21 protein-coding genes and 1 tRNA gene are annotated in these 26,362 nt (G+C 60.6%); 9 read left to right on the top strand and 13 right to left on the bottom strand.

Annotated elements, in window-relative coordinates; all coding sequences use genetic code 11:
• Positions 1-88: 88 nt before the first annotated feature.
• Genes CACC_RS04635 through CACC_RS04625 form a run of 3 tightly spaced genes read left to right on the top strand, consistent with a single transcriptional unit; the run spans position 89 to position 2,346 of the window.
• The gene (locus CACC_RS04635; RefSeq protein WP_005280084.1) at positions 89-865 is read left to right on the top strand and encodes an Rv1157c family protein; all 777 of its coding nucleotides are present in this window, start codon (positions 89-91) and stop codon (positions 863-865) included.
• On the top strand, positions 865-1,401 hold the full coding sequence (locus tag CACC_RS04630; protein WP_005280082.1) for a ribonuclease FAU-1 family protein: 537 nt from the start codon (positions 865-867) through the stop codon (positions 1,399-1,401). Before CACC_RS04635 ends, CACC_RS04630 begins: the two co-directional genes overlap by 1 nt.
• Positions 1,402-1,404: 3 nt before the next feature.
• On the top strand, positions 1,405-2,346 hold the full coding sequence (locus CACC_RS04625) for a DUF808 domain-containing protein (RefSeq protein WP_005280081.1): 942 nt from the start codon (positions 1,405-1,407) through the stop codon (positions 2,344-2,346).
• 1 nt (position 2,347) lies between these two features.
• On the opposite strand, the gene zupT is transcribed toward CACC_RS04625, so the two are convergent.
• Together zupT and CACC_RS04615 are read right to left on the bottom strand one after the other, a co-directional pair.
• Complete coding sequence (zupT, locus tag CACC_RS04620; protein WP_005280080.1) at positions 2,348-3,145, bottom strand: zinc transporter ZupT; 798 nt, start codon at positions 3,143-3,145, stop codon at positions 2,348-2,350.
• A 35-nt stretch (positions 3,146-3,180) separates the two neighbouring features.
• Positions 3,181-5,097 carry a BCCT family transporter gene (locus CACC_RS04615; protein WP_005280079.1) on the bottom strand — a complete coding sequence of 639 codons (1,917 nt, stop codon included), beginning with the start codon at positions 5,095-5,097 and terminating at the stop codon, positions 3,181-3,183.
• Positions 5,098-5,347: 250 nt separating this feature from the next.
• Between CACC_RS04615 and CACC_RS04610 the strand changes: the two genes are divergently transcribed.
• Positions 5,348-6,487, top strand: a complete 1,140-nt coding sequence (locus CACC_RS04610) for a hypothetical protein (protein ID WP_005280078.1) — start codon at positions 5,348-5,350, stop codon at positions 6,485-6,487.
• A gap of 15 nt (positions 6,488-6,502) precedes the next feature.
• On the opposite strand, the gene selB is transcribed toward CACC_RS04610, so the two are convergent.
• The 3 genes from selB to CACC_RS04595 form a co-directional block, all read right to left on the bottom strand.
• Positions 6,503-8,287, bottom strand: coding sequence for a selenocysteine-specific translation elongation factor (gene selB / locus CACC_RS04605; protein WP_005280077.1), 1,785 nt, complete (start codon positions 8,285-8,287; stop codon positions 6,503-6,505).
• A complete protein-coding gene (gene selA / locus CACC_RS04600; RefSeq protein ID WP_279625103.1) occupies positions 8,288-9,616 on the bottom strand; it encodes an L-seryl-tRNA(Sec) selenium transferase in 1,329 nt (442 codons plus the stop codon).
• Between the two features lie 23 nt (positions 9,617-9,639).
• Positions 9,640-9,734, bottom strand: a tRNA-Sec gene (locus tag CACC_RS04595).
• A gap of 76 nt (positions 9,735-9,810) precedes the next feature.
• On the opposite strand from CACC_RS04595, the gene selD reads away from it, so the two are divergent.
• Positions 9,811-10,800 carry a selenide, water dikinase SelD gene (gene selD / locus CACC_RS04590; protein WP_035108640.1) on the top strand — a complete coding sequence of 330 codons (990 nt, stop codon included), beginning with the start codon at positions 9,811-9,813 and terminating at the stop codon, positions 10,798-10,800.
• Between the two features lies 1 nt (position 10,801).
• The gene (locus CACC_RS04585; RefSeq protein ID WP_005280074.1) at positions 10,802-11,383 is read left to right on the top strand and encodes a hypothetical protein; all 582 of its coding nucleotides are present in this window, start codon (positions 10,802-10,804) and stop codon (positions 11,381-11,383) included.
• A gap of 15 nt (positions 11,384-11,398) precedes the next feature.
• Here CACC_RS04585 and nrfD read toward each other — a convergent pair whose 3' ends face one another.
• The 5 genes from nrfD to CACC_RS04560 all read right to left on the bottom strand — a co-directional run bounded on the left by nrfD (position 11,399) and on the right by CACC_RS04560 (position 18,912).
• Positions 11,399-12,514, bottom strand: coding sequence for an NrfD/PsrC family molybdoenzyme membrane anchor subunit (nrfD, locus tag CACC_RS04580; RefSeq protein ID WP_005280073.1), 1,116 nt, complete (start codon positions 12,512-12,514; stop codon positions 11,399-11,401).
• Positions 12,511-13,569, bottom strand: a complete 1,059-nt coding sequence (locus tag CACC_RS04575) for a 4Fe-4S dicluster domain-containing protein (protein WP_005280072.1) — start codon at positions 13,567-13,569, stop codon at positions 12,511-12,513. The genes nrfD and CACC_RS04575 overlap by 4 nt, the downstream gene beginning before the upstream one ends.
• Positions 13,570-16,845 carry a formate dehydrogenase-N subunit alpha gene (gene fdnG / locus CACC_RS04570; RefSeq protein ID WP_244262175.1) on the bottom strand — a complete coding sequence of 1,092 codons (3,276 nt, stop codon included), beginning with the start codon at positions 16,843-16,845 and terminating at the stop codon, positions 13,570-13,572.
• Between the two features lie 47 nt (positions 16,846-16,892).
• Positions 16,893-17,534 carry a pyroglutamyl-peptidase I gene (gene pcp / locus CACC_RS04565; protein WP_237792171.1) on the bottom strand — a complete coding sequence of 214 codons (642 nt, stop codon included), beginning with the start codon at positions 17,532-17,534 and terminating at the stop codon, positions 16,893-16,895.
• Positions 17,535-17,796: 262 nt separating this feature from the next.
• Complete coding sequence (locus CACC_RS04560; protein WP_005280067.1) at positions 17,797-18,912, bottom strand: thermonuclease family protein; 1,116 nt, start codon at positions 18,910-18,912, stop codon at positions 17,797-17,799.
• 455 nt (positions 18,913-19,367) lie between these two features.
• Here CACC_RS04560 and CACC_RS04555 point away from each other — a divergent pair, with 455 nt between their 5' ends.
• Positions 19,368-20,729: a dicarboxylate/amino acid:cation symporter gene (locus tag CACC_RS04555; protein WP_005280065.1), complete on the top strand. Its 1,362-nt coding sequence runs from the start codon at positions 19,368-19,370 to the stop codon at positions 20,727-20,729.
• A gap of 45 nt (positions 20,730-20,774) precedes the next feature.
• On the opposite strand, the gene CACC_RS04550 is transcribed toward CACC_RS04555, so the two are convergent.
• From CACC_RS04550 to ychF, 3 genes are all read right to left on the bottom strand, one after another.
• Positions 20,775-21,689, bottom strand: a complete 915-nt coding sequence (locus tag CACC_RS04550; protein ID WP_034658362.1) for a cation diffusion facilitator family transporter — start codon at positions 21,687-21,689, stop codon at positions 20,775-20,777.
• A gap of 304 nt (positions 21,690-21,993) precedes the next feature.
• Complete coding sequence (locus CACC_RS04545; RefSeq protein WP_005280063.1) at positions 21,994-22,527, bottom strand: type 1 glutamine amidotransferase domain-containing protein; 534 nt, start codon at positions 22,525-22,527, stop codon at positions 21,994-21,996.
• A gap of 98 nt (positions 22,528-22,625) precedes the next feature.
• On the bottom strand, positions 22,626-23,711 hold the full coding sequence (gene ychF / locus CACC_RS04540) for a redox-regulated ATPase YchF (RefSeq protein WP_005280062.1): 1,086 nt from the start codon (positions 23,709-23,711) through the stop codon (positions 22,626-22,628).
• Positions 23,712-23,740: 29 nt separating this feature from the next.
• On the opposite strand from ychF, the gene CACC_RS04535 reads away from it, so the two are divergent.
• Positions 23,741-25,228 (top strand): AI-2E family transporter, encoded by a 1,488-nt coding sequence (locus CACC_RS04535; protein WP_005280061.1) that lies wholly within the window; start codon positions 23,741-23,743, stop codon positions 25,226-25,228.
• A gap of 36 nt (positions 25,229-25,264) precedes the next feature.
• Positions 25,265-26,335 (top strand): DNA recombination protein RmuC, encoded by a 1,071-nt coding sequence (locus CACC_RS04530; RefSeq protein ID WP_005280060.1) that lies wholly within the window; start codon positions 25,265-25,267, stop codon positions 26,333-26,335.
• Positions 26,336-26,362 lie beyond the last annotated feature (27 nt).

The following is a 26,362-nucleotide window of genomic DNA, read 5'->3' as shown; positions in this document are numbered from 1 at the left end:
GTCTCGCGCTCCCGAAACGACCTAGTACTTGACACTTCCCAGCGGATCACTATCGTTACTAGAGTTATTATTGTTACTGATGTGATTAATGGGGCTGTACTACTTTCCCTCCGCGAGACAACAAGGACCTGATACCGTGAGCCACGCCCGAACCTCTTGGCGCCTAAGCGGGCGCACCGGCTATATCGCCGCTGCCACCGCCGCACTAATTGGCCTTGCCTCTCCCCTGGTTGCGCCCGCGCAGGCCTTCGCCCCGGACCTCTCCTCACTGGCCCAGCAGCACTTGCCCGCCAGCCCCTTAGATGAGCTCGGCCGCCCCACCCCGGAGACCCAGGACCGCGTGCGCGCCTTTGCCGCGCAGCCATGGATCCCTGAAGAGGCCCGCAATGCAATCCTGTCTGGCCTAGCTTTCTTTGCCGGCAACGGCGACGGCGATGGCGGCGTCGCCTTACCGCAGGGCGATAACCCGCACTTCCGGCAGTTTTATTGGCCCACCGTCTCCGCGCACTGCATTGGCGGCACCAACGCCGCCACCGGCTCTGCCATCGCGGTCCCCGGACCCACAGAGATTCCCGCCCCGGGCGCCGGCGAGGGCGAGACCGCCTTCCTCTTTACCGCCCTGGGCACCCCACCGGCAGCACCGGATCAAGGCGGCATGCATGTGCAGTGGTTCAATATCAATACCCTGCAAAGCGGCATTACCCCGCTGCACAATAACGGCATCAACCAGGATGGGCCCACGACGCTCTCCGGCACCGCGCACACGGGCAAGGGCCTGGTCATCGCGCTGCTTTCCGGCTCCGTTAATACCACCGAGGCGCGCTGCGATTTCGCCCCCACCGCCGCCTTCCTGGAGGTGAAGTAATGGCCGTTGATCTCCACCCAGTCAAGCGCGAGACCTTTAATACCGCGGATTTTACCAATACCGATCCCAAAGGTTACCTCCGCCAAGTCGATACCTACACCGAAACCGAGTTCGGCCTGTACATGGCCCGCGGCGCCGATCACCCGCGCTTTGGCTACCTCGAATCCTGGCTGCTGCCAAGCCTCAACCTGCGCGCGAATATCTTCCACTTCCGCCCCGGCGTTGAGGTAGAGCAGGACTTTTATATCGACGTCGCCGAAATCCAGCGCCACGGCAACGAGTGGACCACCCGCGATCTCTACGTTGACCTGGTGACCACCACCGGCGAGCCCATCACCGTCCTCGACATCGACGAGCTCTCCGCGGCGACGTCTGCGGGCCTCATTTCCGCCGAGGACGCCGAGCTCGCCATCGATACCACCCTGAACGCGGTCGAGGGAATTACCCGCCACGGCGACGATGCAATGGCCTGGCTTGCCCACCGCGGCATAGACTTGTCTTGGTCAGAAAACGTAACTTTAGCCCCCGAAGGATAAGCCATGGCCGGTGGCCTTTTCGCCCTGCTTGACGATGTCTCCTTAATCGCCCGCGCCGCCGCCTCCAGCGTCGACGATGTGGCCGCCTTAGGCGGCAAGACCTCTATGAAGGCCATCGGCGTCGTCGTCGATGATGCCGCGGTGACCCCGCAATACGTCGAGGGCATCAAACCGCAGCGTGAGCTGCCAATGATCTGGCGCATCACCAAGGGCTCGCTCATCAACAAGCTCGTCATCATCTTGCCTATTGCGATGATCCTGTCCTGGATCGCGCCGTGGGCGCTGACACCCATCTTGATGTGCGGCGGTACCTATTTGTGTTTCGAAGGCGCGGAAAAGATCCTCTCCTTCTTCCACTCCAGCCCAAGCGATGCCACCGATACCGTCCAGCACAAGGGCCCCGAGGCCGAAGATAGCCTGGTGAAATCCGCCATCACCACCGATCTCATCCTGTCCGCTGAAATCATGGTGATTTCCTTAAATGAGGTCATCGATCAGCCCTTCTGGCTGCGCCTCGGCGCGCTCATTGCCGTCGGCATCATCTTGACCCTGGGCGTCTACGGCGCCGTGGGGCTGCTGGTCAAGATGGATGACATCGGACTTGCCTTAACCCAGCGCCGCGATGGCAACTCCCTTCTTGGCAATGCCCTGGTCAAGGGCATGCCCATCGTGCTCGATATCATCGGCATTATCGGTACCGCCGCCATGTTGTGGGTAGGCGGGCATATCGTCACCACGGGCCTGCATGAATTCGGGGTGGACCAGCCGCATGGGCTTATCGAGTCCGCCACTGAACACATCCACAATGGTGCGCTGAGCTGGCTCGCCGAAACCGGCCTGTCCATGGTGTGCGGGCTCATCCTCGGCCTTGTCATCGCCAGCATCGTCATGGCCGTGAAGGCCTCAACCGGCTCGCCGTCTGCCACCTCGGCAGCGCAGCACTAAATTACATAAACAGCATGAGCGATACGGCCATAATGGCCATGCCGGCGATAAGGCCGTAGATGGCGTAGTGGTGCTCGCCAGTTTCTTCCGCGGTGGGAAGCAGCTCATCGAGGGAAATAAACACCATGACTCCTGCCACGGCGGCAAAGCTAATGCCCATGGTGGCCGGCCCCAATACCGGCATGAGCAGGCCAAAACCGATGAGCGCGCCGAGTGGTTCAGCCAGTCCGGAAAGCGTGGCCCACCAGAAGGCCTTCTTGCGCGAGCCGGTCGCCTCCCGCAGCGGCACCGCGACGGCGATGCCTTCCGGGATATTGTGAATGGCAATCGCCACGGCCACCGGCACCGCAATCTCCTTGGACTCCAGGCCGGATAAGAAGGTGGCAAAGCCCTCCGGGAAATTGTGTAAGCCCAGCGCTACTGCGGTAAATACGCCCGTCTTCATCAACCTGCCCCGGCGGGCGTCTTCTTCCGTCGTGCCCGGTTCGTGCGGGTTAATTTCTTCTGGCACCATCCGGTCAATAATCGCGATGACCGCAATACCGGCAAAGAAGGCCCCTACCGCGGCCCAGGTGCCAGGCTTTTCGCCCCCGAGGGCATCGCCAAGCTGCTCTATGCCTTCCGGCAGGATTTCCATGAAGGAAACATAGAGCATCACACCCGCCGAAAGGCCCAGGGCCGCGGCCATAAATGCGGGCCCTGGCTGGCGCTTTCCCACCGCCAGCGCCCCGCCGATGGAGGTGGACAGGCCCGAGAGCAGGACCAATCCAAAGGCGAAGGCGAACGTGGACAAGGTCATGGTCTGTGACTGTACCTAACTAAACTTATCGAGCCTTAATGAGCGGGCGGGGTCTGTGCATCGTCATCGGTCGAGCCAGAGACGAACTCGCCATTAGCCACCGAAGGATCATCATCCACGTAGCGGCCAGCCTCGTAGTCGTAACCGATAGCATGGCCCTCCTCATCGGTGCGCGCGTACCACTCAGTGACCTCTGCGGCGGTGGAATCAAATTCGCCGCCGGTGGCGTAATCGGAGTCTCCCGCAGTGGGCTCGATCGACAGGGCAAAGTTATCGCCGTATTCGCGCACGCCGTGGATGACCGCATTGGACACGGCCTGGTGCTCGTAATAGTGGCGGATGGAGGCCGGATCGTGGCGCAGTTCCCTAATCAGGGCAATGCACATCAACACGATGATGACGGCAAAGGGAAGCGCCGTAATGGTGATGAGGTTTTGCAGGCCTTGCAGCGCGTTTTTGCCGCCGGAGATGAGAATAACCACGGCGATGCCCGCCATGCAGATCACCCAAAAGACGGTGACCAAGGGCTTCGGCTGTGGGTTGCCGCGCTGGGTGAGCTGGGAATTGACCAGCGAGGCTGAGTCCGCAGTGGTGATGAAAAATACCACGAGCATGACGATGACCAGCGGGGCCATCCAATTGGATCCGGGGAAATGGTCCAAGACGTTGAAGAAGATGTCTTCGGCCGCCGGCATGGAATCGATGGTGCCATCGGGGGCGATATCGCCATCGCGGCGCTGCAGCCAAATGGTGGTGCCGCCCAAGATGGTGAATGCGGCGATGATGATGGCAGAAGGAATAAACAGCACGCCAAGGACGAATTGGCGGATGGTGCGACCGCGGGAAATCTTGGCCACGAATACGCCGACGAACGGCGACCAGGATACCCACCACGCCCAGTAGAACGTGGTCCACGAGGATAGGAAGGAGACCATATCTTCGCCTTCGCCCATGTTGGCGGACAACATCTCAGGGGTGTTATCGAGGTACTCGATGATGACTGCGGGCATCATATTGGCCAGCAAGGCAGTCGGTCCGATGACGAAGAAGAAGATGGCGATGCCCAGCGCCAATGCCAGGTTGATATTGGATAGCCACCGCACGCCCTTAGCCACACCAGACACGGCGGAAAAGATGGTGCCGATGGACAGCACAATGATGATGACCAACGCCGCGGTATTGCCAGCGGTGGACCAGCCACTGACGATTTCCACGCCGCGGCCGATCTGCAGCGCGCCAATGCCCAAAGTAGCCGCGGTACCAAAGAGGGTGGCGATGATAGCCAGGCCATCGATAATGCGCGCCGGTGTGGAATCGGTGGAGCGGTTGCCAAAAAGCGGCATCAAGATAGAGCTCATCAGGGGTACGCGCCCGCGGCGGAAGGACACGTAGGCCACGCACAGCCCGACGATGGCATAGATAGCCCACGCATTAAGGCCCCAGTGCATGGCCGATTGGGCCAGCGCGCCGAGCACCGCTTCATCGCTGGCGGCCTCATAGGCACCAGGGCGCGGCGAGAGATAATGCGTAAGCGGTTCGTAGGGGCCGAAGAAAATAAGCCCGATGCCGATGCCCGCGCCAAAGAGCATGGCGGCCCAACTGATCGTGGAAAACTCCGGCTTTTCGCCATCCACGCCGAGTGGGATTTTCCCGTACTTGGAAAAGGCCAGGATCAACAGCAGGAACATCAGGAAGGTGGCCAGCGCCGTAAAGATCCAGCCTAGGTTGCGCATAACCCAGTCCAGGGCCGTAGAGGAGGTATTAAAAACCTGTTCGGGGGCGAGCACTCCCCACACCACGAAGGCGATGACGAGCCCACCGACAACGCTCAAGATGGTCTTATCCACACTGTATTTAACCTTTTGGTCCTCAATGGATACGCCAGGGACCAAGGCGGGGTGAATATTGTGCGGGTAGATGATGTCGTGCAGGATGCGCTTGGCGCCGCGCACGCGCTTTTGGCTTTCTTCCGTATTATTAACGTTTTCCAGCCCACTGGTGGTTCCGTTATCGGGCCGGGGCGATGAATTAGACGACAAAGCCCTACTCCTATTTCGTTATGCACTATTCAACTTGAGGGAATCATTAATACGTTAACGAACATTGGCTAAAACCACCGACTAAGCGCTGTTTTACCCCCACATGCGTAAAATGAGATCCGTACGTTACGCCCCGCTTTAAAGCTTTGGAGTTACTTTTCCTATGGTGCCCTACCCGCTTGCGACCAGCTACTTCGGCGTCGAACACGTCGCCATCCTGGAACATGTCATCTCCGGCACGGTGCTGAGCATTCCTGGCGTGGGTAGTCAGCCTGCTCTTATCGATGTCTCTCTAGAGCCCGATACCTACTCCAACGGCTGGCGGGTGCGTTCGGAATTTGGTTTCATCGGGTTCCTCGATGAGGTAGAGGCAGCCGAATACCCGGACCTACACCGATTGAAGGCATCGCAGGCCACTCCGCAGACGGTAGCCACGGTCGGCATCGTTGACGGCGAACTCGAGGTCGCCGTCTCCCTCGGGCTGTGGCCGTGGATGGTACCGGTCAATGACCAGCCGGCCGAATCGGCGCTTCTTGCCGGCGGTCACGGTGCGGTCATCGATTCTGCGGCAGGCGATCTGACCGATGAGCAGCTATCTCACCTTGAAACGCAGCAATTCTTTGTCACGCTCAAGATCATCGATGACGCCGTCGTGGCCTCGTGTGGCGATACTGTGGTCGGCCCGTGCGGCGTGTTGAGCCAGCTGCCGGGTCTGCGCGCAGCGTATGCGGCGGCACAAGAAGCCGGTACTGTGGTGGCAGCCCGTGCCTATAGCGGCGGCGGGATGATCGCGGTTGATACCCCCGCAGAGGATGCCACAGATACCGAATTGTTCTCCCCGGCGGTACCACCCCTGCGGGTGCCGTCTGGCCGCACCGCGCTTCCCAGCACCACCACATCCCGCCCTACCACCCCAGCCCAGCCCGAGGGGTGGGAGTTCGCGCTGGAGTCCGCCGACATTGCAGGCGATCTTCCCGCCGGCTTCCGGTGCCCAGTCAGCCCGAGTGCCAACAAGGATCTGGGCCCGGCCGAAGCGTCGCCCGCAATGCCCAGCGCTGCTCCAGAGAACGACGCTGCCCCGACCACGCCTCGTGCCCACGAGAAGGACGAGGCTGCGGCACCGCCCGCTAGCAGCGGCTTGGCCGACTTGGTCTCGTCCATGCCGGGCTCACAGAACCTAAGCTGGCGCGCGCTTCCCGTCGCAGAGGAACCGGGCCGCTTTTCTTCCGAATCCGCCCGCGTGCGCGCCCGGCGCGTGGCGCGCGAGCAGTCCCGCCCGCGCGGCGGCAATCACCGCAAATAAGGCGCCCGCTTGTGCTTAGCGCAGTGTGCGCTTGCCACCCTCGCCACGGCGGGTAATGCCTTGGGCATCGAGGTATTCCAGCAGTGGGATAGCCACCCGGCGGGTGGTCCCCAGCACTTGGCGCGCGGCGGACAAGGTAAAGGGCTGTTCGAGTTGTGAGAGGTGCTCCCGTGCCTTGTCTGGGGCGTCCGGCAGGAGGATGATGCCATCTTTCAGACGTAGCAGGCGCCCAGCGCGCTCGGCGGCGGCCAGTTCTTTTTCGCTCAGCCCCAGCTCTTTAAGCTCGTGTGCCTCCGGCGCGGCAAAGGGTTCAGTTTCTAACCTGCGTTCCAATTCGGCCACGGCGGGCTCGGCGGCGCCGAGATCTACGGTGTGGCCAGGCAGCCGGATTAAGCCTTCGGATTCTTCAGCGTGCGCAGCGGCTACCGCTAGGCGCAGCAGCCCTTCTTCCTTAAGGCCCAAGGCATCGAGTGCCGCATTGCGCGGCATGCCCGGTGCGAGCGGATTCGCTGCAGCGTGCTCCTGCAGCGCGGTAGTCAGCGTTTCTTTCCAGCGCGTTACCTGGCGGGCGGCAATCCACCACTGGTGGAAGTTAATGATGCCCGGCGGCGTGGCATCGGTGTCATAACCATCGAGTTCCAGGTCCGCGCGCCGGGCATAGCCCACACGCTGCAGGTAGGAGGAAGGATTGCGGAAAGAGGTGTGCTCCGCCAATGCCTCGGCACGCTTGCGGGCGGCGCCGCGGCGGTCTAGCTCCGGCGGGCGCACGTCGATGACCTCCACGCCGGCGCTAACATGTCGGCCGCCGGGGCTGCGGACGACTAGGCGATCCAGGATGACCAGCGGCAGAGCGCGCGATAGGCGCAGGCGGGCAAAATCCGCTGACAGCGGCCGCAGGTGCGCTTCTATCCCGGCGGTGCCGCAGTGGACCACGAGGTTATCGGGCAGTTCATCAAGCGCGGTGCCAAAAGTGCGGTGGACGTCCACGATATCGACACCGCGCCACGCACCTGGGGTAAGCAGCAGATCACCGCGGTGGATATCGGCGGCATCGACCCCGCGCAGGTTGACCGCGGCGCGAGTGACGGGGCCCAGGGATTCCTGCGCGGTATTTTCGCTATGCAAGCCACGGATCTCCACCCGCTTGTCCCCTGCCGCGGTGGAAAGCACCAGGGCATCGCCGGTGCGCAGCGTGCCAGCACTCAGCGTCCCGGTCACCACGGTTCCCGCGCCCTTGACGCTAAAAGCGCGATCGATCCACAGGCGCACCGGGGCGTCTGTGTCGGGTGCGGGCACGCGGGCCACCAAGTCATCGAGCGCCGCGCCCAGTTCCGCCAGGCCCTCGCCGGTGTGGGAGGAGACGGGGATAATGGGGGCATCGGCAAGCGGGGTGGCAGAAAACTGCGTGCGTACCTGGGCGGTGACCTCCGCGCGGCGCTTTTCATCGGCGCGGTCGCTGCGGGTCAAGGCGATGACGCCGTGCTCGATGCCCAGCGCGTGCAGCGCGTCGCGATGGTCGGTGGATTGGGCCTGCCAGCCCTCGTCCGCGGCAACCACGAAAAGCACCACGGAGGCCGGGCCCACCCCGGCGAGCATATTGCCAAAGAACTTTTCGTGGCCGGGAACATCCACAAACGCCACGTCCGCGCCGGAGGGCAGCGCCGTCCAGACAAAGCCTAAGTCAATGGTCAGCCCGCGGCGTTTTTCCTCGGCCCACCTATCCGGATCCATGTCTGTGAGGGCGCGCACCAGGCTGGACTTGCCGTGATCGACGTGGCCGGCGGTCGCGATGACGTACACCTACATCACCGCCCGGATGGCCGCGATGAGCACCTCGTCCTGGGACTCGGGCACGCAGCGCACGTCAATGAGGCAGCGGCCTTGGTGCTGGCGCGCCACCACCGGCGGGGTGTGCTGGCGTAGCTTTGGCGCAAGTTCCTCCGGCAGGGATACCGCTACGCCGGGCAGCGGGTACTCGGGGGCTCCTCCCCCGCCCACGCGGCCAGCATGCTCAACAACCTCGCCACCCACCGCCGCGGCGATGGCCTCGGTGCGCTCGCGGTGGCGCGCCGGGTCAAGGTGGAGGGCCTGATTCACCGCATTGGCGGGCGTCGTGATCGCTGCCTCTAAGGCATTGAGCCGCAGCTTATCTATGCGCACCGCCCGCGCCAGCGGGTGCTTTTTCACCGCCGCAATCGCGTCCTTAGTGCCCAATAAGATGCCGGCCTGCGGCCCGCCCAAAAGCTTATCGCCCGAGGCGATGACAATATCCGCCCCGGCTTTCAGCTGCGCGTGAATATCGGGCTCGTCTGGCAGGACCGGATCGTGGGTAAGCAAACCCGAGCCAAGGTCCACGATGAGCTTCGTGCCCTGCTTCTTCGCAAGCTGCGCCAGCTCGCCGACTCCCACCGAACTGCTAAAACCCTCAATCCGGAAGTTGGAGGGATGTACCTTTAAGATCGCGCCGGTTGCCTCTCCCAGCGCGCCTTCATAATCGTGGAGGTGCGTCCGGTTGGTCGCACCCACCTCGCGCAGGCGCGTCGCGGTGGATTCAATTAATTCCGGTAGGCGGAAGCCCGCGCCGATCTCAATGAGCTCGCCGCGCGAGATGATGACCTCCTTGCCTGGTGCCAGCGCGGCCGTGGACAGCAATAAGGCCGCCGCACCGTTGTTGACCACCAACGCATCCTCCGCGCCGGGGCACGCCGCCAACAGCGCCTGAGTGGCACCGGCACCGCGCCGGGACGAGCGCCGCCCAGTGTCTAAGTCCATTTCCACGTCGGTATATCCGGCCGCGGCCTGCAGCGCCTCGACTGCGGCCTCTGAGAGCGGAGCGCGGCCCAAATTCGTATGGATGATGACGCCGGTGGCGTTGATAACCGGCTGCAAGGAATGGGTACTGTGGGCCGCCAGGCGCCGCGCAATTTCTGCCTCCACGCCGGTAACGGGTACCTCTCCGCGGCGGGCGGCGGACAGCGCGCCTTTAATCGTGGCGCGAATGGCGTGTTCTGCGATTGTCTCCCGCGCGCTTTCTACCGCGTGTAGCCGCAAAAGCTCATCCATGCGGGGTAAATTACGGCGCGGATCACGGGCATTATGTGCGGGGCGACCAGCGTTATGGCTCGGCACTCGTTTTCCTCCTTGCGCGCGTATGGCGGAGGCGGACAGGAATCGAACCTGCCAGGCCGAGCTGCTCGGCCTCACCGGTTTTGAAGACCGGGGCGCCCACCAGGACACGTACGCCTCCGCCTGGCTACTTTACAGAACCCGCGCGCACCCCACCGCCGGCGCCCCACCACTTTCCGGCGGGTAAAATGACCAGCATGACGGAGCAGATTGATTTAACCTCTTTCGCCGCTGGTGGCGGTTGTGCCTGCAAGATTCCCGCCGGCGAATTGGAGTCAGCAGTAGAAGGGCTCATTGGCAAGGACGATCCCAATGTCTTGGTCGGCCTCGACGATGGCGATGACGCCGCAGCGGTCAAAATCGACAACGGCGTCGCCGTGATTTCCACCGCGGATTTTTTCACCCCCATGGTCAATGATCCCTATACCTGGGGCCAGATTGCCGCGGCCAATGCGCTATCTGATGTCTACGCAATGGGTGGCACCCCCATTACCGCCATCAACCTCGTGGGCTGGCCCAATGAGAAGCTTGGCTTGGACGTCCTGCGCGAGGTGCTGCGCGGCGGCATGGATAAGGCCACCGAGGCAGGCATTTCCATTACCGGCGGCCACTCCATTACCGCCCCGGAGCCCTTGTACGGCATGGCGGCGACGGGCATCGTTGATCCCGAAAAACTCATGCGCAACGATGCCGCGGAGGCCGGCCTGCCCATTACGCTGACCAAGCCCATCGGCGTGGGCATTTTGAATAATAAACACAAGGCCACCGGCGAGGTATCCCAGGCCGCCATCGATTCCATGACCGCGCTCAACCGCCAGGCCGCCCAGGATGCGGTCGCCGCAGGTGCGCGCGCGGCCACCGATGTCACCGGCTTCGGGCTGCTCGGCCACCTGTACAAGACGTGCCGCGCCTCTGGCGTATCGGCTGAGCTGGACTTTTCCGCGGTCCCCACCGTGGACGGCGCCACCGATGCCCTCGCGGAAGGCTTTATCCCGGGCGGTTCGCGCCGCAACCTGGATTGGGTGCGCCCGCACCTGCAGCCCTCCTCCCTTACGGAGGAAGAGCTAGTGCTGCTTGCCGATGCCCAAACCTCCGGCGGCCTCCTCATCATCGGCGAAGTCCCGGGCTACCCCGTCATCGGCCGCACGACACCGCTTTCTGACGATTCCTACATCACCATTTCCTAAGATGAACCACCGCCTTTTTAGCCTGCCCCTTGTCACCCTCGCCCTCGGTGCGAGCCTTGTCGCCTGCGCCGACGGGACCACCAACCGCGGCTGCTCGCCCATCGAATTATCGGAACTGCGCACGTCATTGCCAGACACCCTGATCGGCGCTAACCAGGATCCCGATTCCACCAGCGATGAGGATGACTCCTTCTCCGTGCTCTACGGCGGCGATTCGCCGGAAAAGATTAGCGTGCTGGGCACGAAATACGAATCCGATAATGAGGCCGTATGCCCCGATGACCCAGATGCGGCGGCGGAGCGCTACTTGGAGCTGGTCAATGAGGACATCGACAAGCAAAATGCCGCCCAAGGCCGCGCGAGAAATGAGTACAAGCCGTTCGATTTCACCGCCGCGGACCGGCATTTTTATTGCTCGGCCTGGGAGGTCGAGGATGCCGTCTCAACCACCTGCGTGACCACGGTGCATGACGCTGCGGTGAACTACTATCTCCACCGCGATTCCGAGTCCTTGGAGGCGGAGCAATCGCGTATGCAGGAGATCGGCGAAGAGCTCGCCGATTCCTTTGCCAACCTCGACTAAACTAGCTAGCCCTCGCTAGCCTGCGCTGAGCACGTCGGTGGCAAGCCCTTGCTCGCGCCGGCGCCGCTCCGCACGGCGTTTTTGCGGCCCCATCGTGGTGGCCGGGTTCTTCACCGCCTCCAAGCCAGCGTTGAGCACACCAAAGCGCGTGCACGCGGATCCGGCCATCAAGGCCAGGCCCGAAGCCACGGATACGGCGCGGGACTTCGTCGCCGCCGCCACCGCGCTGCCCACCCCGCCAGCGGCAATCAAGTATTCCGAGGCGCGCATGAGCTTTCCCGGCGTGCCGTGATGCAATTCCTCGCGCGGCTCCGGCTCCATATTGCTTTCTAGCACCTTCGTCGCCGCGATATCGCTGGCCGCAGCTGCCATGCCCAAGGCGCGGGCGGGCCCGGCGTGCTTTACCGGAGTGGTCACCATCGCCAGGCCGGAGGCCGCTGCCGAGGCAGAGGATACAAAGACATAGGGCAGGTGCCGCTTCATGTCATTCCATACCGGGTTGGACGTATTGGACAGCAACACCGCCGTATATCCGGCCAACGGGCCGCCGAGCACACCGGTTATCACCCCGGCCGGAGTCGCGGCCTTGCCTAGGCTCGCGCGCAGCCACTTCGGAAGCGGCAGCTTCCGCTTGGTCGCATTATCCACCTCTACCGCTGCCGGAATGGCCGCCGCGGTGGAAAAGCCCGCGAGCAGCCACGATCCGAGCGACATCGGTGAGGTCACCTTGAAGACGCGGAACATATTCAACGCGCGCTCCGGCCGGCCCAGATCTAAAATCAAAAAGACCGAACCGGCGGCCGCCGCGCCAAAGGCCGCTACCCGCGTGGTCCGGCGCAAAGGTGCGTTGCCTGCGGCCTGTGCACCGGTGGCGAGAAGACCCGAACCGCCGGCAATACCGCCCAAGAAGAAATACCCACCGATGGGCCACTCCCACGGCGGGGCCTTAACTACCGGCCTGCCGTAATAGGAAGAAAACTCGAAGTCTTCTGCCATCCGCTCCTCTTTGGAGCCATCCTGCGCACCCGCACCCGGGCGCTTGCGCTTCTTCTTGCGCTTCGGCCCATCGAAGTTGCGGTAGCGATTCGGCCGCTCCGGCTGCGGTGGCCGGTACTCATCAAAACCGCTCATTTGCGCCCTCCAATCAAAAAGGAACCCGCCACGGCCAGCGCCATCCCGCCGATGGCCTTGGCCGCGGTCTTATACATGCTCGGCAAATCCGCAGTGGGCACGCGCGGATCCGGCGGCAGGCCATAGACCTCTGGCGAATCTAGCAATAAGAAGATAGAGCCGGTTCCGCCCACGCCATCGTTGTCATTGGCGCCGTAGAGCCGCGCCTCCGTTATGCCCTGTTCGTGCAGGACGCGCACGCGATCCTTCGCCGCGGCCAGCATGTCCTCATAGGTACCGAACTGAATGGAATCGGTGGGACACGTCTTGGAGCACGCCGGTTGCTCGCCCTGTTTCAGGCGGTCATAGCACATGGTGCACTTCTGGGCGACGCCCACATTCTTAATCGGCATCGCCTCGCCCGGCGTGTGATCCGTGCCTTGGGGTTTGCGCTGCTTGAGCTTTTTCAGCACATTAATACCGGCGTGCGAATTATCCTGATAATCCACCGTCGCGGTCTTATCGTATTTCAACGACACCCCGCCGTCATCGCGGCGTTCGATGACGCCGAAGGGGCACCCCGCCACGCAGGTTCCGCAGCCATTACACACATCATCTTGGACGACCACGGTGCCAAACTCGGTGCGGAAGAGCGCGCCTGTGGGGCAGACATCCAAACACCCTGCATGCGTGCAGTGCTTGCAGACGTCCGAGGACATCAACCACCGGAACGTATCCGTATCCGGCGGAGTGGTATCGACCTCGTCAGGCTTTCCACCGATGGTGGGCATGCCCAGGGAAATAAGCTGTTTTCCCTCTTCGCGTGCCTTCTCAATGCGGTCGTTGTTTTGTTCCACGAAGGCCACATGCCGCCACGTATTAGCGCCCAAGGCACCGGTGTTGTCATAGGAATCACCGGTGACGTCATATCCCTCTACCGGGTTGCGGTTCCATTCCTTGCACGCCACCTCGCAGGCCTTGCAGCCGATGCACACGGACGTATCGGTGAAAAAGGCCATGCGGCGGTAGGAATCATAGCCGTGCCGGCCCGCGTCCTCGGTCAGTAGATTAGTCATTTACTTACCTTCTTCGCCTTTACTTGCCGTCTCGCCGTCACTACTTTCCGCCCCAGGCTGGCCATGCTTTTCGGGTTCCGGGTTATAGGTAAACGAGTCAGGAACCGACAACAAATCATTGCCGGAATCCACACTTAACTGCGCCCTCTCCTGGTACTGCTTGAGCAGCTTCAAGCGACCTTCTCCCCTTGGCCGGCGGCCCGGTTGGATATCGCAGGCACCAATCTTTGAGTTCTGAATGAACACATTCGGCTCGAGCGTAAGGCCCAAGAGATCGTTAGCGCCGTCGCCTGCCACAGCGGTGGTCTCGGACTCGCCGTAGTGGAAGGGCAGGCCAATCTGGTGGAATTCTTCCCCATTGATCTTCAGCATCTGCATGCGATCGGTGACCAAGACCTGCGCCTCAATCACACCGCGCGGCGAGATGATCGTCGCCCACTCGCCATTTTCCAGACCACGTTTTGCGGCCAAGTCCTTATCCACCTCGCAGAATAGGCCAGGTTGCAGCTCCGCCAAATAAGGCAGGCGGCGCGACATCGCACCCGAGGTGTACATCTCCGTGAGGCGGTAGGTAGAAAATACGAACGGGAAAACCTCCGCACCGGGCATGCCCGGTTCTGGACGCTGCAGGTTATCCGGGCGCTTGATGGTCAAGCGCGTCGGCGATTGCTGCTGCTTATACAGCACATTGGTCACCGGGGACTCCTGCGGCTCATAGTGGGTGGGCAAAGGGCCATCGGAAAGCCCGGAAGGCGCAAAGAGCCAACCGCGACCGTCCGCCTGCATGATGAAGGCGTCCGTGCCATCGAGGGCGTCGGGACCGACGGCATCGGCAGGAGCCTTGTACTCCGGCGACTTCGTCACCGGGAAGTCAGGGACGTCATCGCCTACCCACTTGCCCTGGGCCTCGTCCCACCACACGTACTTCTTGCGCTCGGACCACGGGGCGCCATCCGGCTTAGCCGAAGCGCGGTTGTACAAAATGCGGCGGTTAGCAGGCCAGACCCAGCCCCACTCGGGCGCGACCTCGTTCTGCTCCGACCCCGGGACCTTGCGCGCGGACTGGTTGACGCCATCCTTGTACACGCCGGTGTAGATCCAGCAGCCGCCGGAAGTCGTGCCGTCATTCTTCATCTCCACGAAGGTGGGCAAAAGCTCACCCTTCTTGGGCCCATCCAGGTAGTAGCCGTTGATCTCTTTGAGGACGTCCTCGGAGTTCGGCTCTCCTTCCTCATTTTCCACGTAATCCCACGTCACCTTCTGGAGCGGGAGATCGCGCGGATCGGTGGAATCGCGCAGGCGTTCCTTCAGCTTCTTACCCAGCTGGTAGAAGAACCACAGATCGCTCTTGGCATCGCCTGGCGGCGGTGCCGCTTGGAAGCGCCACTGCAGCATACGTTGGGTCTGAGTAAAGGTACCGGCCTTTTCCACGTGGGTGGCTGCGGGCATTAGGAAGACCTCGGTTTCGATGTCTTCGGTCTTCAGCTCGCCGTTTTTAATCTCCGGCGCGTCCTTCCAGAACGATGCGGTTTCGATTTCCTGGAAATCGCGCACAACCAGCCACTTCAGCGACGCCAAACCGCGGCGCTGCATGCCGCCATTGGACTGCGCCACCGCCGGGTTTTGGCCGAAGACGAAGTAGCCATCTACCTGACCATTGAGCATGGCCTGCAGGGTTTCGTAGGTAGAATGCGCGCCGGAAATGCGCGGCATAAGGTCATAGCCCCAGTTATTTTCCTTGGTCGCCGCATCTCCCCAGTAGGACTTCATCAAGGACACGGCGTAATTCTCGCCAATCTGCCAGAAGCCCTTTTGGGACTCATCCCGGATCTCATCCACGAATTCCGGCCACGTCTGCTTTTCCACGCTCGGCATGGGCAGGTAGCCAGGCAGGGAGTGGAAAAGGGTCGGGATATCGGTGGAACCCTGAATGGAGGCATGCCCGCGCAGGGCCATGATTCCCGAGCCCGGGCGGCCCACATTGCCCATCAAAAGCTGCAGGATCGCAGCGGTACGGATGAACTGCGCTCCCAAGGTGTGCTGGGTAAATCCCAAGGCATAAGCGAAACACGTGGTGTGTTCCGGATCGGAATTCTGCGCAATGGAATCCGCCAGGTAGTAGAAGTCCTCCTGCGCGATGCCGCAGGTTTCTTCTACCAGCTCAGGTGTATAGCGCGCATAATGGCGCTTGAGAATCTGGAAAACCGAATTCGGATGCTCCAGGGTGTCATCGCGCTCCACATTCCAAGAAGAACCTTCCGGTTTTTGCACGTACTGCCACGAATCGGTCACATACGTGCCGGTTTCCGGGTCATAGCCAGAAAACAGTCCGTCCAGTTCCTCGGTGTCCTGGTAATCCTCCGAGATGATCATCGGCGCATTAGTATATGCGACGACATAATCGCGGAAGTACAGCTCATTCTGGAGCATGTAGTTAATGACCGCACCCAGCAGCACCACGTCGGTACCGCCGCGAATGCCAATGTGGCGGTTAGAGAACGCAGAGGTACGCGTATACCGCGGATCCACGTGAATAATGCGGGCACCACGCTTTTTGGCTTCTACGACCCACTGGAATCCCACCGGGTGGCACTCGGCCATATTCGAACCCTCGATGACGATGCAATCAGCATTCGCCATATCCTGCAGCGGTTGGGTTGCGCCGCCGCGGCCAAACGAAGTTCCTAAACTAGGAACTGTGGCGGAGTGTCATATGCGCGCCTGGTTTTCGAGCTGCACCGCACCGGCAGCGGTAAAAAGCTTCTTAATGAGGTAGTTTTCCTCATTATCCAAGGTCGCGCCGCCAAGGCCAGCGATACCCATCGTGCGGTTTAGAGTCCGCCCCGAATCATCGGTGTCTTGCCAGCCCTTCCGGCGCGCTTCCAAGAAACGATCCGCGATCATGTCCATCGCGGTGTCTTCATCCAGCTCCTGCCACTCGGTGGAGTGCGGGGCGCGATATTTAATCTTGGTCAATCGCGTTGCGGAGTTGACCAACTGCTCCGATGCCGAGCCCTTGGGACACAGACGCCCGCGCGAAATCGGCGAATCTGGATCGCCCTCAATCTGGATGACCCGGTCATCTTTGACATACACGCGCTGGGCGCAACCAACCGCGCAATATGGACACACGGATTGCACCACGCGGTCAGCTTCCACTGTGCGTCCGTGCTTTTCCTTGCTCTTGGTTGATTGCGTATTGATATCCCTGCCAAAGGGATCGCCGCTACGCAGCTGGCGCACCACCGGCCAGTTGAGAGGACTTAAGCGAGACATGACTTTAAATCTATATTTGGGCGGAAAATTTCTCTAGCAAGGCCACCCTAAGCACTTTTCGCCACGGCACTAATCGCGCGCTCCACGCCCTGCACGACGTCCGTAAGCTCCAGCATCGGGCTGTTTTCTTTAGCCTGTTCCTTAATAAACGGCACGTGGATAAAGCCTGCTTTTACCTGCGTATCTTTGAAATGATGCAGCAGGCCATAGAGCAGGTGGTTGCAGACGAATGTTCCCGCCGTGGTCGAGACTTGCGCTGGAATCTCGGCCTCCTGAATCGCTGCAACCATTGCCTTGACTGGCAGGGTGGAAAAGTACGCGGCCGGGCCACCTTCAACCACTGGTTCATCGCTGGGCTGGTTACCAGCATTATCCGGGATAGAAGCATCCGCCAAGTTGATGCCCACCCGCTCCGGAGTGATATGGCCCCGCCCGCCGGCCTGTCCCAGGCAGACCACCGCGTCCACGTTTTCTTTCTCGGCCACAGCAATTGCCTGCTTCAGTGCTTCACCGAACACTGTTGGCACAGGATGCTTAATAATCTGCGCGCCACCGATTTCATCCGGCAAGCGATCCAGCGCGCGTTCCGTAGGGTTAATTTCTTCGCCACCAAAGGCATCAAAAGCAGTTACCAGAATCTTCATCATTCCAGTATGACAGCTGACGGCGCCCCGCTGCTTTGATTCCACGCTGTCCTCTTAGTTTCCTCGTAGTGCCCCATCGCCCTTCGCGCTCACGGGCGTTGGGGTTTCACCGGGGCACTGTGCTCACGGTGAGCGCGAAGGGTGAGGTGGACGGATTCGAACGGACGGGCAGTGCGTTACGTTGAGGCCTAAGATGCATCGCGCCCCGTCCCCCGTCCCACCGCCCTTCGCGCTCACGGGCATTGGGGTTTCACCGACGCGTTGCGCTCGCGGTGAGCGCGAAGGGCGGAGTTCTAAAACTGAGCAGTTAGCCGATTTGTTGCTTGGTCGTGCAATCAATCTTTGCGTAGGCACGGCCCTTCTTATCCACGGAGGTAAAGGCGTAGTTGCCGCCGTATGCACGGCACCCGGTGTAGGTATCCACGCGTGGTGCCTGTTGCGGCTGCGGGACCATGTACTGGCTTCCGGCCGTGTTTGAATTAGACCCTGCGGCGGGCGCTGTGGCGTCTACATGTGCAGCTTCTTCTGCCAGTCGCCTCTCGCGCTCAGTCTCTCGCTCCGCCGCTTCGCGCTCAGCCGCCTCCTGGCGCTCGCGCTCTTGTTCCCTTCGCTCCTCTTCTTTCGCCTTTTCCCGCTTGGCGGTCTCTACCTGTTCCTCAATTTCTTCTTCATGTTCAGATAGTTCCTTCTCCATCTGTTTTGCCAAGCGCTCTGGAGCTTCTGGATATGCGGCTTTTTGGAACTCACTGCGATCATCGCTACGTCCACGCAAGGCGTCCAACCCCTTCCGGGCAGCGTAGATCTGGGCCAGAGCCTTTGTGGCCCCACCGTCGTCGCTATCGATGTTGGCAGCAATAATTCCGATCCCAGCGGCAGCAGCCGTAGCACTTTCAGCTTGCTGAAGTGACTCTGCCATATCTTCATCGCTGGATACTTGGCATTCATCGGAAACCCCGAAGACTCCCGTGCCCTTAGTCCGCGGCCCGCTTTCTGCTTCTTTTACCTCGTTATAGAACTTGCCATTAGCGCCAATCTTTTTGGCAACTGCAAGCCCCTCAGCAGCAATGTCTGCATTTACGAGATCGCCACCAAGAAAGACACCGGCTAACGTGCGCCCATACTTATCAGTCTTCTCCTCGTCGTATTCCAGTGTCACCTCGGTTCCTTGTGGCAATCGATCTTCGAGGTACTCCTTGGCTTCTTCCGCTAAGCATTCGCTGGGCCTCCCGTTGCGCCCGATTTCGGGAGTATCGATATTGAGGAGTCGAACCCTCGTCTTTTCGCCATCAAGCGTGACGTCTATGGTGTCGCCATCGATGACGCGATTGACCACTGCGTGCTCGTCACTCTTCGCTACACCGACTCCCATCGACACCACGCCACCGAGTACGGCAACGCCAATTAACGGCTTTATCCAGCCCATACCTCTACCTCCTGTAAAAGAAATAAGAGTAAAGGTACCAGGAGGTTCACGGGCTACCTATTGGGTACACCCAGCATCTTGTTTGCGCCATCCCCCTCTCCCCACCCTTCGCGCTCACGGGGGATAGGAGCGCTAACCGAAATGAGGCTCGCGGCAAGCGCGAAGGGCGGGTTACAGGATGAGGATTGAAGGGTGGGGTTGCAGGACAAGGGATGAAGCGCGAGGTTTACGGATGAAGATTGAGGGCGCAGGTTGAGGAGCGCGGTGTGGGTAAGAGCGTACACAGGTGCTGAACTGCTTAGTCTACAAAGCAGTCTTAACGGCATCGCAGCTGGAAACGAGACCCTTTTTCCTTGTGGTTTGACGCATGGAATAAAGTAAGACTGGTCGAAGTTGAACAGAATCGTACTAACCAAATAGTCAGACCTGTTCAGTTTATTTCCAAAGGACGTTCTATGACACAAAAAGTTTCCTCTCGCTCCAAGCTCCCTAGCTGGGCAACGGGATTTGGCGCGCAAGTCATTGCGGGCCTTATCATCGGCCTTATCCTGGGACTGATCGCATCTGGCATGGATACCGATCCTGATAATCCAGGGTGGCTGACCAATCTGCTCAGCGGTGTCGGTGGCGCCTATGTCCAGCTATTGAAGGTCATGGTTCCGCCGCTCATCTTCGCCGCGGTGGTCACCTCTGTGGCTAACCTGCGCAAGGTTGCCAATGCCGCATCCTTAGCCGTTTCTACGTTGATGTGGTTCGCCATTACGGCGTTCTTTTCCGTCATCGTGGGCATCGTCGTGGCATTGGTCATGAAGCCCGGTGCTGGCGCGAGCGTCGATGCATCCGCTGCAAAGGATCCATCGAGCGTCGGTTCGTGGACTGCCTTCTTCGAGCAGCTGCTCCCTCAAAACTTCATCGGGCTTACGGCCTCTGCTAGCGATGGCGAAGTTACCCTCAACTTCGGTGCGCTCCAGCTGCTGGTTATTTCCTTGGCCATTGGCATCGCCGCGGTACAGACCGGTAAGGCTGCCGATCCGTTCTTGCACTTTACGGAGTCCTTCCTCAAGGTCATCCAAAAGGTCCTGTGGTGGATTATCCGCCTGGCACCGATTGGTACCGCAGCGCTTATCGGTAAGGCCGTTGCTACCTACGGGTGGGACGCACTTGGTTCGCTGGGCAAGTTCGTCTTGGCAATGTATGTGGGTCTGGCCATCGTCTTCGCCGTGGTCTACCCTGCAGTGCTGAAGTTCAACAATATTCCGGTCAAGGGCTTCTACAAGCGCATCTGGCCGGTAACCTCCTTGGGCTTTGTCACCCGTTCTTCCATGGGTGTTATGCCCGCAACGCAACGCTTTAGCGAACGCGCCCTGGGCGTTCCCACCGAGTACGCGTCCTTCGCAGTGCCCCTCGGCGCTACCACGAAGATGGATGGCTGCGCCTCCGTCTACCCTGCCGTTGCTGCGATCTTCGTTGCGCAGTTCTATGGCGTGGACCTAGACTTCACGCAGTACCTGCTCATCATCTTCGTCTCCGTCATTGGTTCCGCGGCTACCGCGGGTACCACTGGCGCGACGGTTATGCTCACGCTGACCCTGTCCACGCTGGGTCTGCCGTTGGCTGGCGTCGGTTTGCTGCTGGCCGTTGAGCCCATCATTGACATGGGCCGTACGGCGCTGAACGTCACGGGTCAGGCATTGTGCGCGACGGTCGTCGCCAAGCGCGCAGGCATCCAGAACCAAGAGGTGTGGGATGAAGCCGAAAATGGCGTCAAGCACATCATGGAGGAAGACTCCGACGAGGAAGTAAGCGTCAAGGCTTAATAAATCGCGAATGAAGGCCCAGAGCAGTACGCCTTGGGCCTTAATTTATTGCCGGAATGGAAGTGGGCGGCGATGCGCGACGCCGGCCGGCTCCACGTGGATAAACACGCTGCATCCGGGGAAAAGCTGGTCGAGGGCGACTTCGACGTCGTCGGCGATCTCGTGCGAGTATAAAACGCTCCAGCTCGCCGGCACCTCCATGGTCAGGTAGACCATCCTTTGCCTGCCGGAGGCTACCGTGCGCCGGTCCGTGAAGGTCACGGCCTTTTCTTTTTCCAGTTCAGTTAAGAGATCCCAAATCTGATCCTGCTCTTCTTCCGGGAGCGCCTCAGAAAGCAGGCTGCTGACGGATTCGCGCAAAATCTTAAATCCTGTCCACAAGATATTGATGCCAACCGCCAAGGCTACAAGCGCATCGAGCCACAGCCAGCCCGTGAGATACACCGCAGCCATGCCGGCGAGGACGCCGACGGAGGTCCACACATCCGTAAGCAGGTGGTGGCCATCGGCATTCAGCGTCGCGGAACGGTAGCGCTTGCCCGCCTTAATCAAGGCCAACCCGACGCCCAGGTTGAGCAGCGAGGACAAGAGCGACAGCGCTAAGCCCCAGCCGCCTTCTTCAACGGGCTGGGGAGTAATGAGGCGCTGGATCGCGGTGTAGATGATGGCCCCTGCGGCGAGGAAGATCATCGCGCCTTCTACCAACGCGGACACATACTCGGCCTTGCCGTGTCCAAAGTGATGATTATGGTCGGCAGGCTTGGCGGAAATGCGCAAGGCGCAATAGCCCGCGATGGCGGCTGCGAGGTTCACGAGGGACTCAAGGGCGTCAGAGAAGAAACCTACCGAGCCCGTTAGCCAAGCCGCCAGGGATTTCAAGATAATCGTCGCCACTGCCGCGGCGATGGACAACATCATAAAGCGCTCTAAAATGCGCTGCTCAGAACTTAAAGAAGACAAGGTCTACTACTCTCCCTTCGGCAACCAGAATCAGTCCGAAGGTCTCGTTCGCATCGGGTGCATCGATACTGAGTGGCCGGGCTTTGAGGCCAGTGTGTCGACCAGTCATCGCGGCGCAATGGGCGCCGTAGGAACTACTCCCCTTCTGAGGTCATAGGTTAGCAGACAGAGGGAAGGGGAAAAATACAGCCAAAGCCTGAATCTTCCCATGGGCCCTGCAGCCGCTAGAGACGAAAAACTCCCTACGAACCAGGAGGTTTCTCACAATCTGGCCCGTAGGGAGTAATTAAGGCTCAAGCCTAATTTAGTGCTGACCCTCTCCGAACTCTTCAACCAACTTCGCATTGAATGCAGGCAGGTCATCCGGGGTACGGGAGGAGACCAAACCCTGGTCGCAGTGGACCTCCTCGTCAACCCAGGTAGCACCTGCGTTGCGGAGATCGGTCTGCAGGGACGGGAAGGACGTCAAGGTACGGCCCTTGAGTGCTTCTGCATCGGCTAGGATCCAACCGCCGTGGCAGATGGCACCCAAGGGGCGGTCCTCGCCCATGTGCTTGCGCACGATACTAACGGCTGACTCGTCCAAGCGGATGAGGTCGGCGTTATTGGTGCCGCCAGGCAGGATGATGCCATCGAAGCTCTCATCCTCGGAATCCTTGGTCGTAGCATCAACGTTAATCTCGGTGCCGTTCTTGCCCGTAATGGTGCCAGCCTTAGGTGCCAGTACCTTTACGGTGGCGCCAGCCTTCTGCACGGCCTCCAGCGGAGAGGTCAGCTCGGAGTCTTCAAAGTCATTGGTAGCAATGATTGCGATCGTCTTGTTTTCTAGCTCAGCCATTATTATGACCTCCTTATTGTTGTTAAGTACGCAAATAGGATAACTCTAAATTCGCGCACTCGCCACGTCTACTCCCGCGACCTGCAACAAGCTAGGATTTAGCCACCGATCTTGAAGTCACACACGTCGCCATCGTGCATGATGTAGTCCTTGCCTTCTTGACGGACCTTGCCGTTGGCGCGCGCTTCGGCCATGGAGCCGGCGGCAACGAGATCGTCGAAGGAGACGATTTCAGCCTTGATGAACTTCTTTTCAAAGTCGGTGTGGATAACGCCAGCGGCCTGGGGTGCGGCGGCGCCTTGCTTAATGGTCCACGCGCGGGTTTCCTTTTCACCGGCGGTGAGGTAGGTCTGCAGGCCCAAGGTGGAGAAACCGGCCTTGGCCAAGGTAGCCAAGCCAGGCTCTTCTTGTCCTACGGCCTCAAGCAGCTCGCTTGCCTCGTCCTCATCCAGCTCCAAGAGCTCAGACTCGGTCTGTGCATCGAGGAAGACGCAATCTGCTGGGGCGACGAGCTGGCGCAGTTCGTCCTTCTTGGCGGCATCGGTAAGCACAGCCTCATCCGAGTTAAAGACGTAGAGGAAGGGCTTAGCCGTCATCAGGTGCAGCTCGCGCACGAGGGAGAGATCGATCTCGCCGGTCTTGGCGGCGGCGAAGAGGGTGCGGTCATCCTCCAGGATTTCCTGCGCCTTCTTGGTTGCCTCCACCACGGGTGCCAAGTCCTTATTCTTCCGGGCATCTTTTTCCAGGCGCGGCAGGGCCTTCTCGATGGTCTGCAGATCCGCCAGAATCAGCTCCGTATTAATAACGGAAATGTCGTTGCCGGGATCTACCTGGCCATCGACGTGGATGACATTGTCATCAGAAAAGGCGCGGACCACCTGGCAGATGGCGTCGGCCTCGCGGATATTGGCTAGGAAGGCGTTACCCATGCCCTCGCCCTGCGAGGCGCCTGCGACGATGCCGGCGATATCCACGAAGGACACGGTCGCCGGCAAGATGCGCTCGGAATTGAACATCTTGGCGAGGGTGTCCAAACGGGGATCCGGCAGCTCCACCAAGCCGACATTGGGCTCGATGGTGGCGAATGGGTAGTTGGCCGCCAGGATTTCGGAACGGGTCAGGGCATTAAACAAAGTGGACTTGCCCACATTGGGCAAGCCGACGATTCCTAGTGTAAGACTCACGGGGCTAATCCTAACGCACCTACCACGTTATGAGGCAAGATGGTGGGGTGAGTTCTGATAAGCAACCTAAACCCGAAAAGCCGCAGGCAAGCCCGGGCGATAAATTGGACGGTGACTTCGACACCAGCCAATTGGACGATGTATCGCCACATCCCCCGGGCAATCAGGTCGATCGCTCCGTCATCGCGGGCGAAATGGTGAAGTCGACCTCCCTGTGGGCCGTACGCCTGCTGATCATCGGCGTTTTCCTTTTTGCGATCTATCACGTCCTGGGCAGCTTCTGGCAGGGCATCCTCCCGGTGCTCTTGGCCCTTATTATCTGTACCGTCTTAAACCCCATCGCGCGGTGGATGCGCACAAAGGGCCTGCCCGCGGGCCTGGCGGCGATTACGACGATCCTTATCTCCTCGGCCGCGGTCGGCGGGCTCATCGCCTCAGTGGCGCCGGACTTTATGCGGCAATCCCAGTCGCTCTACCTGCAAACGGTCTCCGGCATCCAGCAGCTGCAGCTATGGGCCCAGGGCCCGCCCCTGAACCTCGATAGCGACGATATGAGCACCTATATCGACGAGGCCGCGGGCTGGCTGCAGGAGCGCGCCGGCGTAATTGCTGGGTCGGTATTTACGGGCATCGGCAATGCCACCTCATTTTTCATCACGGTATTCATCGTCTTGGTGCTCACCTTCTTCTTCCTCAAGGACGGCACCAAGTTCCTGCCGTGGCTGCGCGATGCCACCGGCCGGCGCGCCGGCTGGCACCTTACTGAATTGCTCACGCGCGCTTGGAATACCCTGGGCGGATTCATTCGGGCACAGGCGGTGGTCTCGCTTATCGATGCCATCTTTATCGGCCTCGGCCTCGTGCTCATCGGCGTGCCCTTGGCGATGGCCCTGGCGATCATCACGTTCATCGCCGGCTTCATCCCGTTCGTCGGTGCCATTGTCTCCGGCGCTCTCGCAGTTGTTATCGCCTTGGTATCTTTGGGCTTTACCCAAGCCCTGTTGGTCCTGGGCCTCGTCCTTTTGGTCCAGCAGCTTGAGGGCAATGTCCTCTCGCCGTGGCTGCAGGCGAAGGCCATGAACCTGCACCCGGTTATTGTTTTGGTCTCCGTCATCGTCGGTTCCGCGCTCTTTGGGCTCATCGGTGGATTCCTGGCCGTGCCGACCGCCGCCATGATCGCGGTGGCTTATCGCTATGTGCAGGACATGATGAAGCTGCAGTCCGGGGAAAAGCACTCCTCCGAGCTCAACTACTCCACCGTCGCGGGCTATCTCATCGGCCGCTATACCGAAGAGCAGGCACAATACAAGCGCGAGCAGTGGCGCAAGGTCCCAGAACACGCCAACCCCGATATCGCAGGCGCCGATGCCGCATCCGATGGCGCGTCTAACACCCTGGATGATTCCGTCGACGTTGATTCCACCCCGGACGACTATGACGATCCGAGCATGCGCTCCAACCTGCGCCGGGCGCGAGATGCCTTCGAAAATCTTTTGAACGGAGATTCGAATAAATAGTCAGGCGTGTCCGCGGCACGTGCCATAGTGGATCCCATGACTTCCACTTTGCCCGTGCTGCTGCTGTTCATCGGTCTCCTATTGGGCGCCGTGCTGGGATGGTTGGCCCACTCCCATTCCGCGTCCCGCTCCGCGCCTAGCGAGGAGCACCGGGCGCTGCAGGAATCGCAGCGGCGCCAGGCCGAGCTGCAACCGCTAGAAAAGGCCATGGATAGGCTGGGTTTCCAGCTACAAGAACTGGAAGAAGATCGCACCGCCCACTTGGCCTCACTATCTAGCCAAGTGCAGGCGGTGACCCGCACCTCGTCCCGGCTCACGGAGCGCACGGATCAGCTCATTACCGCGTTGCGCTCGCCCAATGTGCGCGGCCGGTGGGGCGAGATTCAGCTAGAGCGCGTCGTCGAACTCGGCGGCATGACAAGGCACGTGGACTTCGATTCCCAAGTTTCAGCTCCCTTAAACGGACGCATCGTGCGCCCGGATATGCTCATCAATTTGGCCGGCGGCAGGCATATCATCGTCGATGCCAAGGTCCCGTTTTCTTCCTACCTCGACGCGCTAGAAACCGAGGATCCAGAAGAACACGCTGGCTACCTGCGCCGCCACGCGCACCAGCTGCGCAGCCACATCCAGGCGCTGTCCCACAAGGACTATATTGAGGCCTTCCAGCCCACCCCGGAATTCGTGGTGCTTTTTGTGCCCGCGGATCCCTTCCTCGATGCGGCGCTGTCGGTCGATCCTGAGCTCATCGAGTTTGGTTTTGAACGCAACGTCGTCATCGCCACCCCGAGCTCGCTCTTCGCGCTCTTGCGCACGGTGGCCATGGGATGGCACCAGGAAGATATTTCCGCCAAAGCAAAAGAAGTCCAGCGCCTAGGCCGCGAGCTCTATTCGCGGCTCAATACGCTCTCGGAGCACTACGGCAAGGTGGGCCAGAGCCTCGAAAAGGCAGTGGAGGCCTATAATTCCACGCTCTCTTCGCTGGATTCGCGGGTGGGCGTGACCGCCCGCAAGCTCCACGAAATGGAGATTCCCGGCCGCACAAACCGGGCGCCTCGCGAGCCCTCCCCCATTGATACGTGGCCGCGCGGGACAAATTATTCCTAAATTCTAGGCGGTTTCACTGCGTGGATA

Source organism: Corynebacterium accolens (assembly GCF_023520795.1).
In the GTDB taxonomy this organism is placed as follows: domain Bacteria; phylum Actinomycetota; class Actinomycetes; order Mycobacteriales; family Mycobacteriaceae; genus Corynebacterium; species Corynebacterium accolens.
The sequence above is the reverse complement of the archived record's forward strand: the minus strand, read 5'-3'. Positions and strand labels throughout refer to the sequence as shown.

Bases quoted from the DNA above. Each gene is read 5' to 3' on its own strand.
- CACC_RS04555 (WP_005280065.1), top strand. From the start codon at position 19,368: ATGACACAAAAAGTTTCCTCTCGCTCCAAGCTCCCTAGCTGGGCAACG.
- CACC_RS04635 (WP_005280084.1), top strand. From the start codon at position 89: ATGGGGCTGTACTACTTTCCCTCCGCGAGACAACAAGGACCTGATACC.
- nrfD (WP_005280073.1), bottom strand. From the start codon at position 12,514: ATGAGCGGTTTTGATGAGTACCGGCCACCGCAGCCGGAGCGGCCGAAT.
- CACC_RS04630 (WP_005280082.1), top strand. From the start codon at position 865: ATGGCCGTTGATCTCCACCCAGTCAAGCGCGAGACCTTTAATACCGCG.
- CACC_RS04575 (WP_005280072.1), bottom strand. From the start codon at position 13,569: ATGACTAATCTACTGACCGAGGACGCGGGCCGGCACGGCTATGATTCC.
- CACC_RS04560 (WP_005280067.1), bottom strand. From the start codon at position 18,912: ATGGGCTGGATAAAGCCGTTAATTGGCGTTGCCGTACTCGGTGGCGTG.
- selD (WP_035108640.1), top strand. From the start codon at position 9,811: ATGACGGAGCAGATTGATTTAACCTCTTTCGCCGCTGGTGGCGGTTGT.
- zupT (WP_005280080.1), bottom strand. From the start codon at position 3,145: ATGACCTTGTCCACGTTCGCCTTCGCCTTTGGATTGGTCCTGCTCTCG.
- CACC_RS04625 (WP_005280081.1), top strand. From the start codon at position 1,405: ATGGCCGGTGGCCTTTTCGCCCTGCTTGACGATGTCTCCTTAATCGCC.
- CACC_RS04535 (WP_005280061.1), top strand. From the start codon at position 23,741: ATGAGGCAAGATGGTGGGGTGAGTTCTGATAAGCAACCTAAACCCGAA.
- CACC_RS04610 (WP_005280078.1), top strand. From the start codon at position 5,348: ATGGTGCCCTACCCGCTTGCGACCAGCTACTTCGGCGTCGAACACGTC.
- CACC_RS04585 (WP_005280074.1), top strand. From the start codon at position 10,802: ATGAACCACCGCCTTTTTAGCCTGCCCCTTGTCACCCTCGCCCTCGGT.
- CACC_RS04530 (WP_005280060.1), top strand. From the start codon at position 25,265: ATGACTTCCACTTTGCCCGTGCTGCTGCTGTTCATCGGTCTCCTATTG.
- CACC_RS04545 (WP_005280063.1), bottom strand. From the start codon at position 22,527: ATGGCTGAGCTAGAAAACAAGACGATCGCAATCATTGCTACCAATGAC.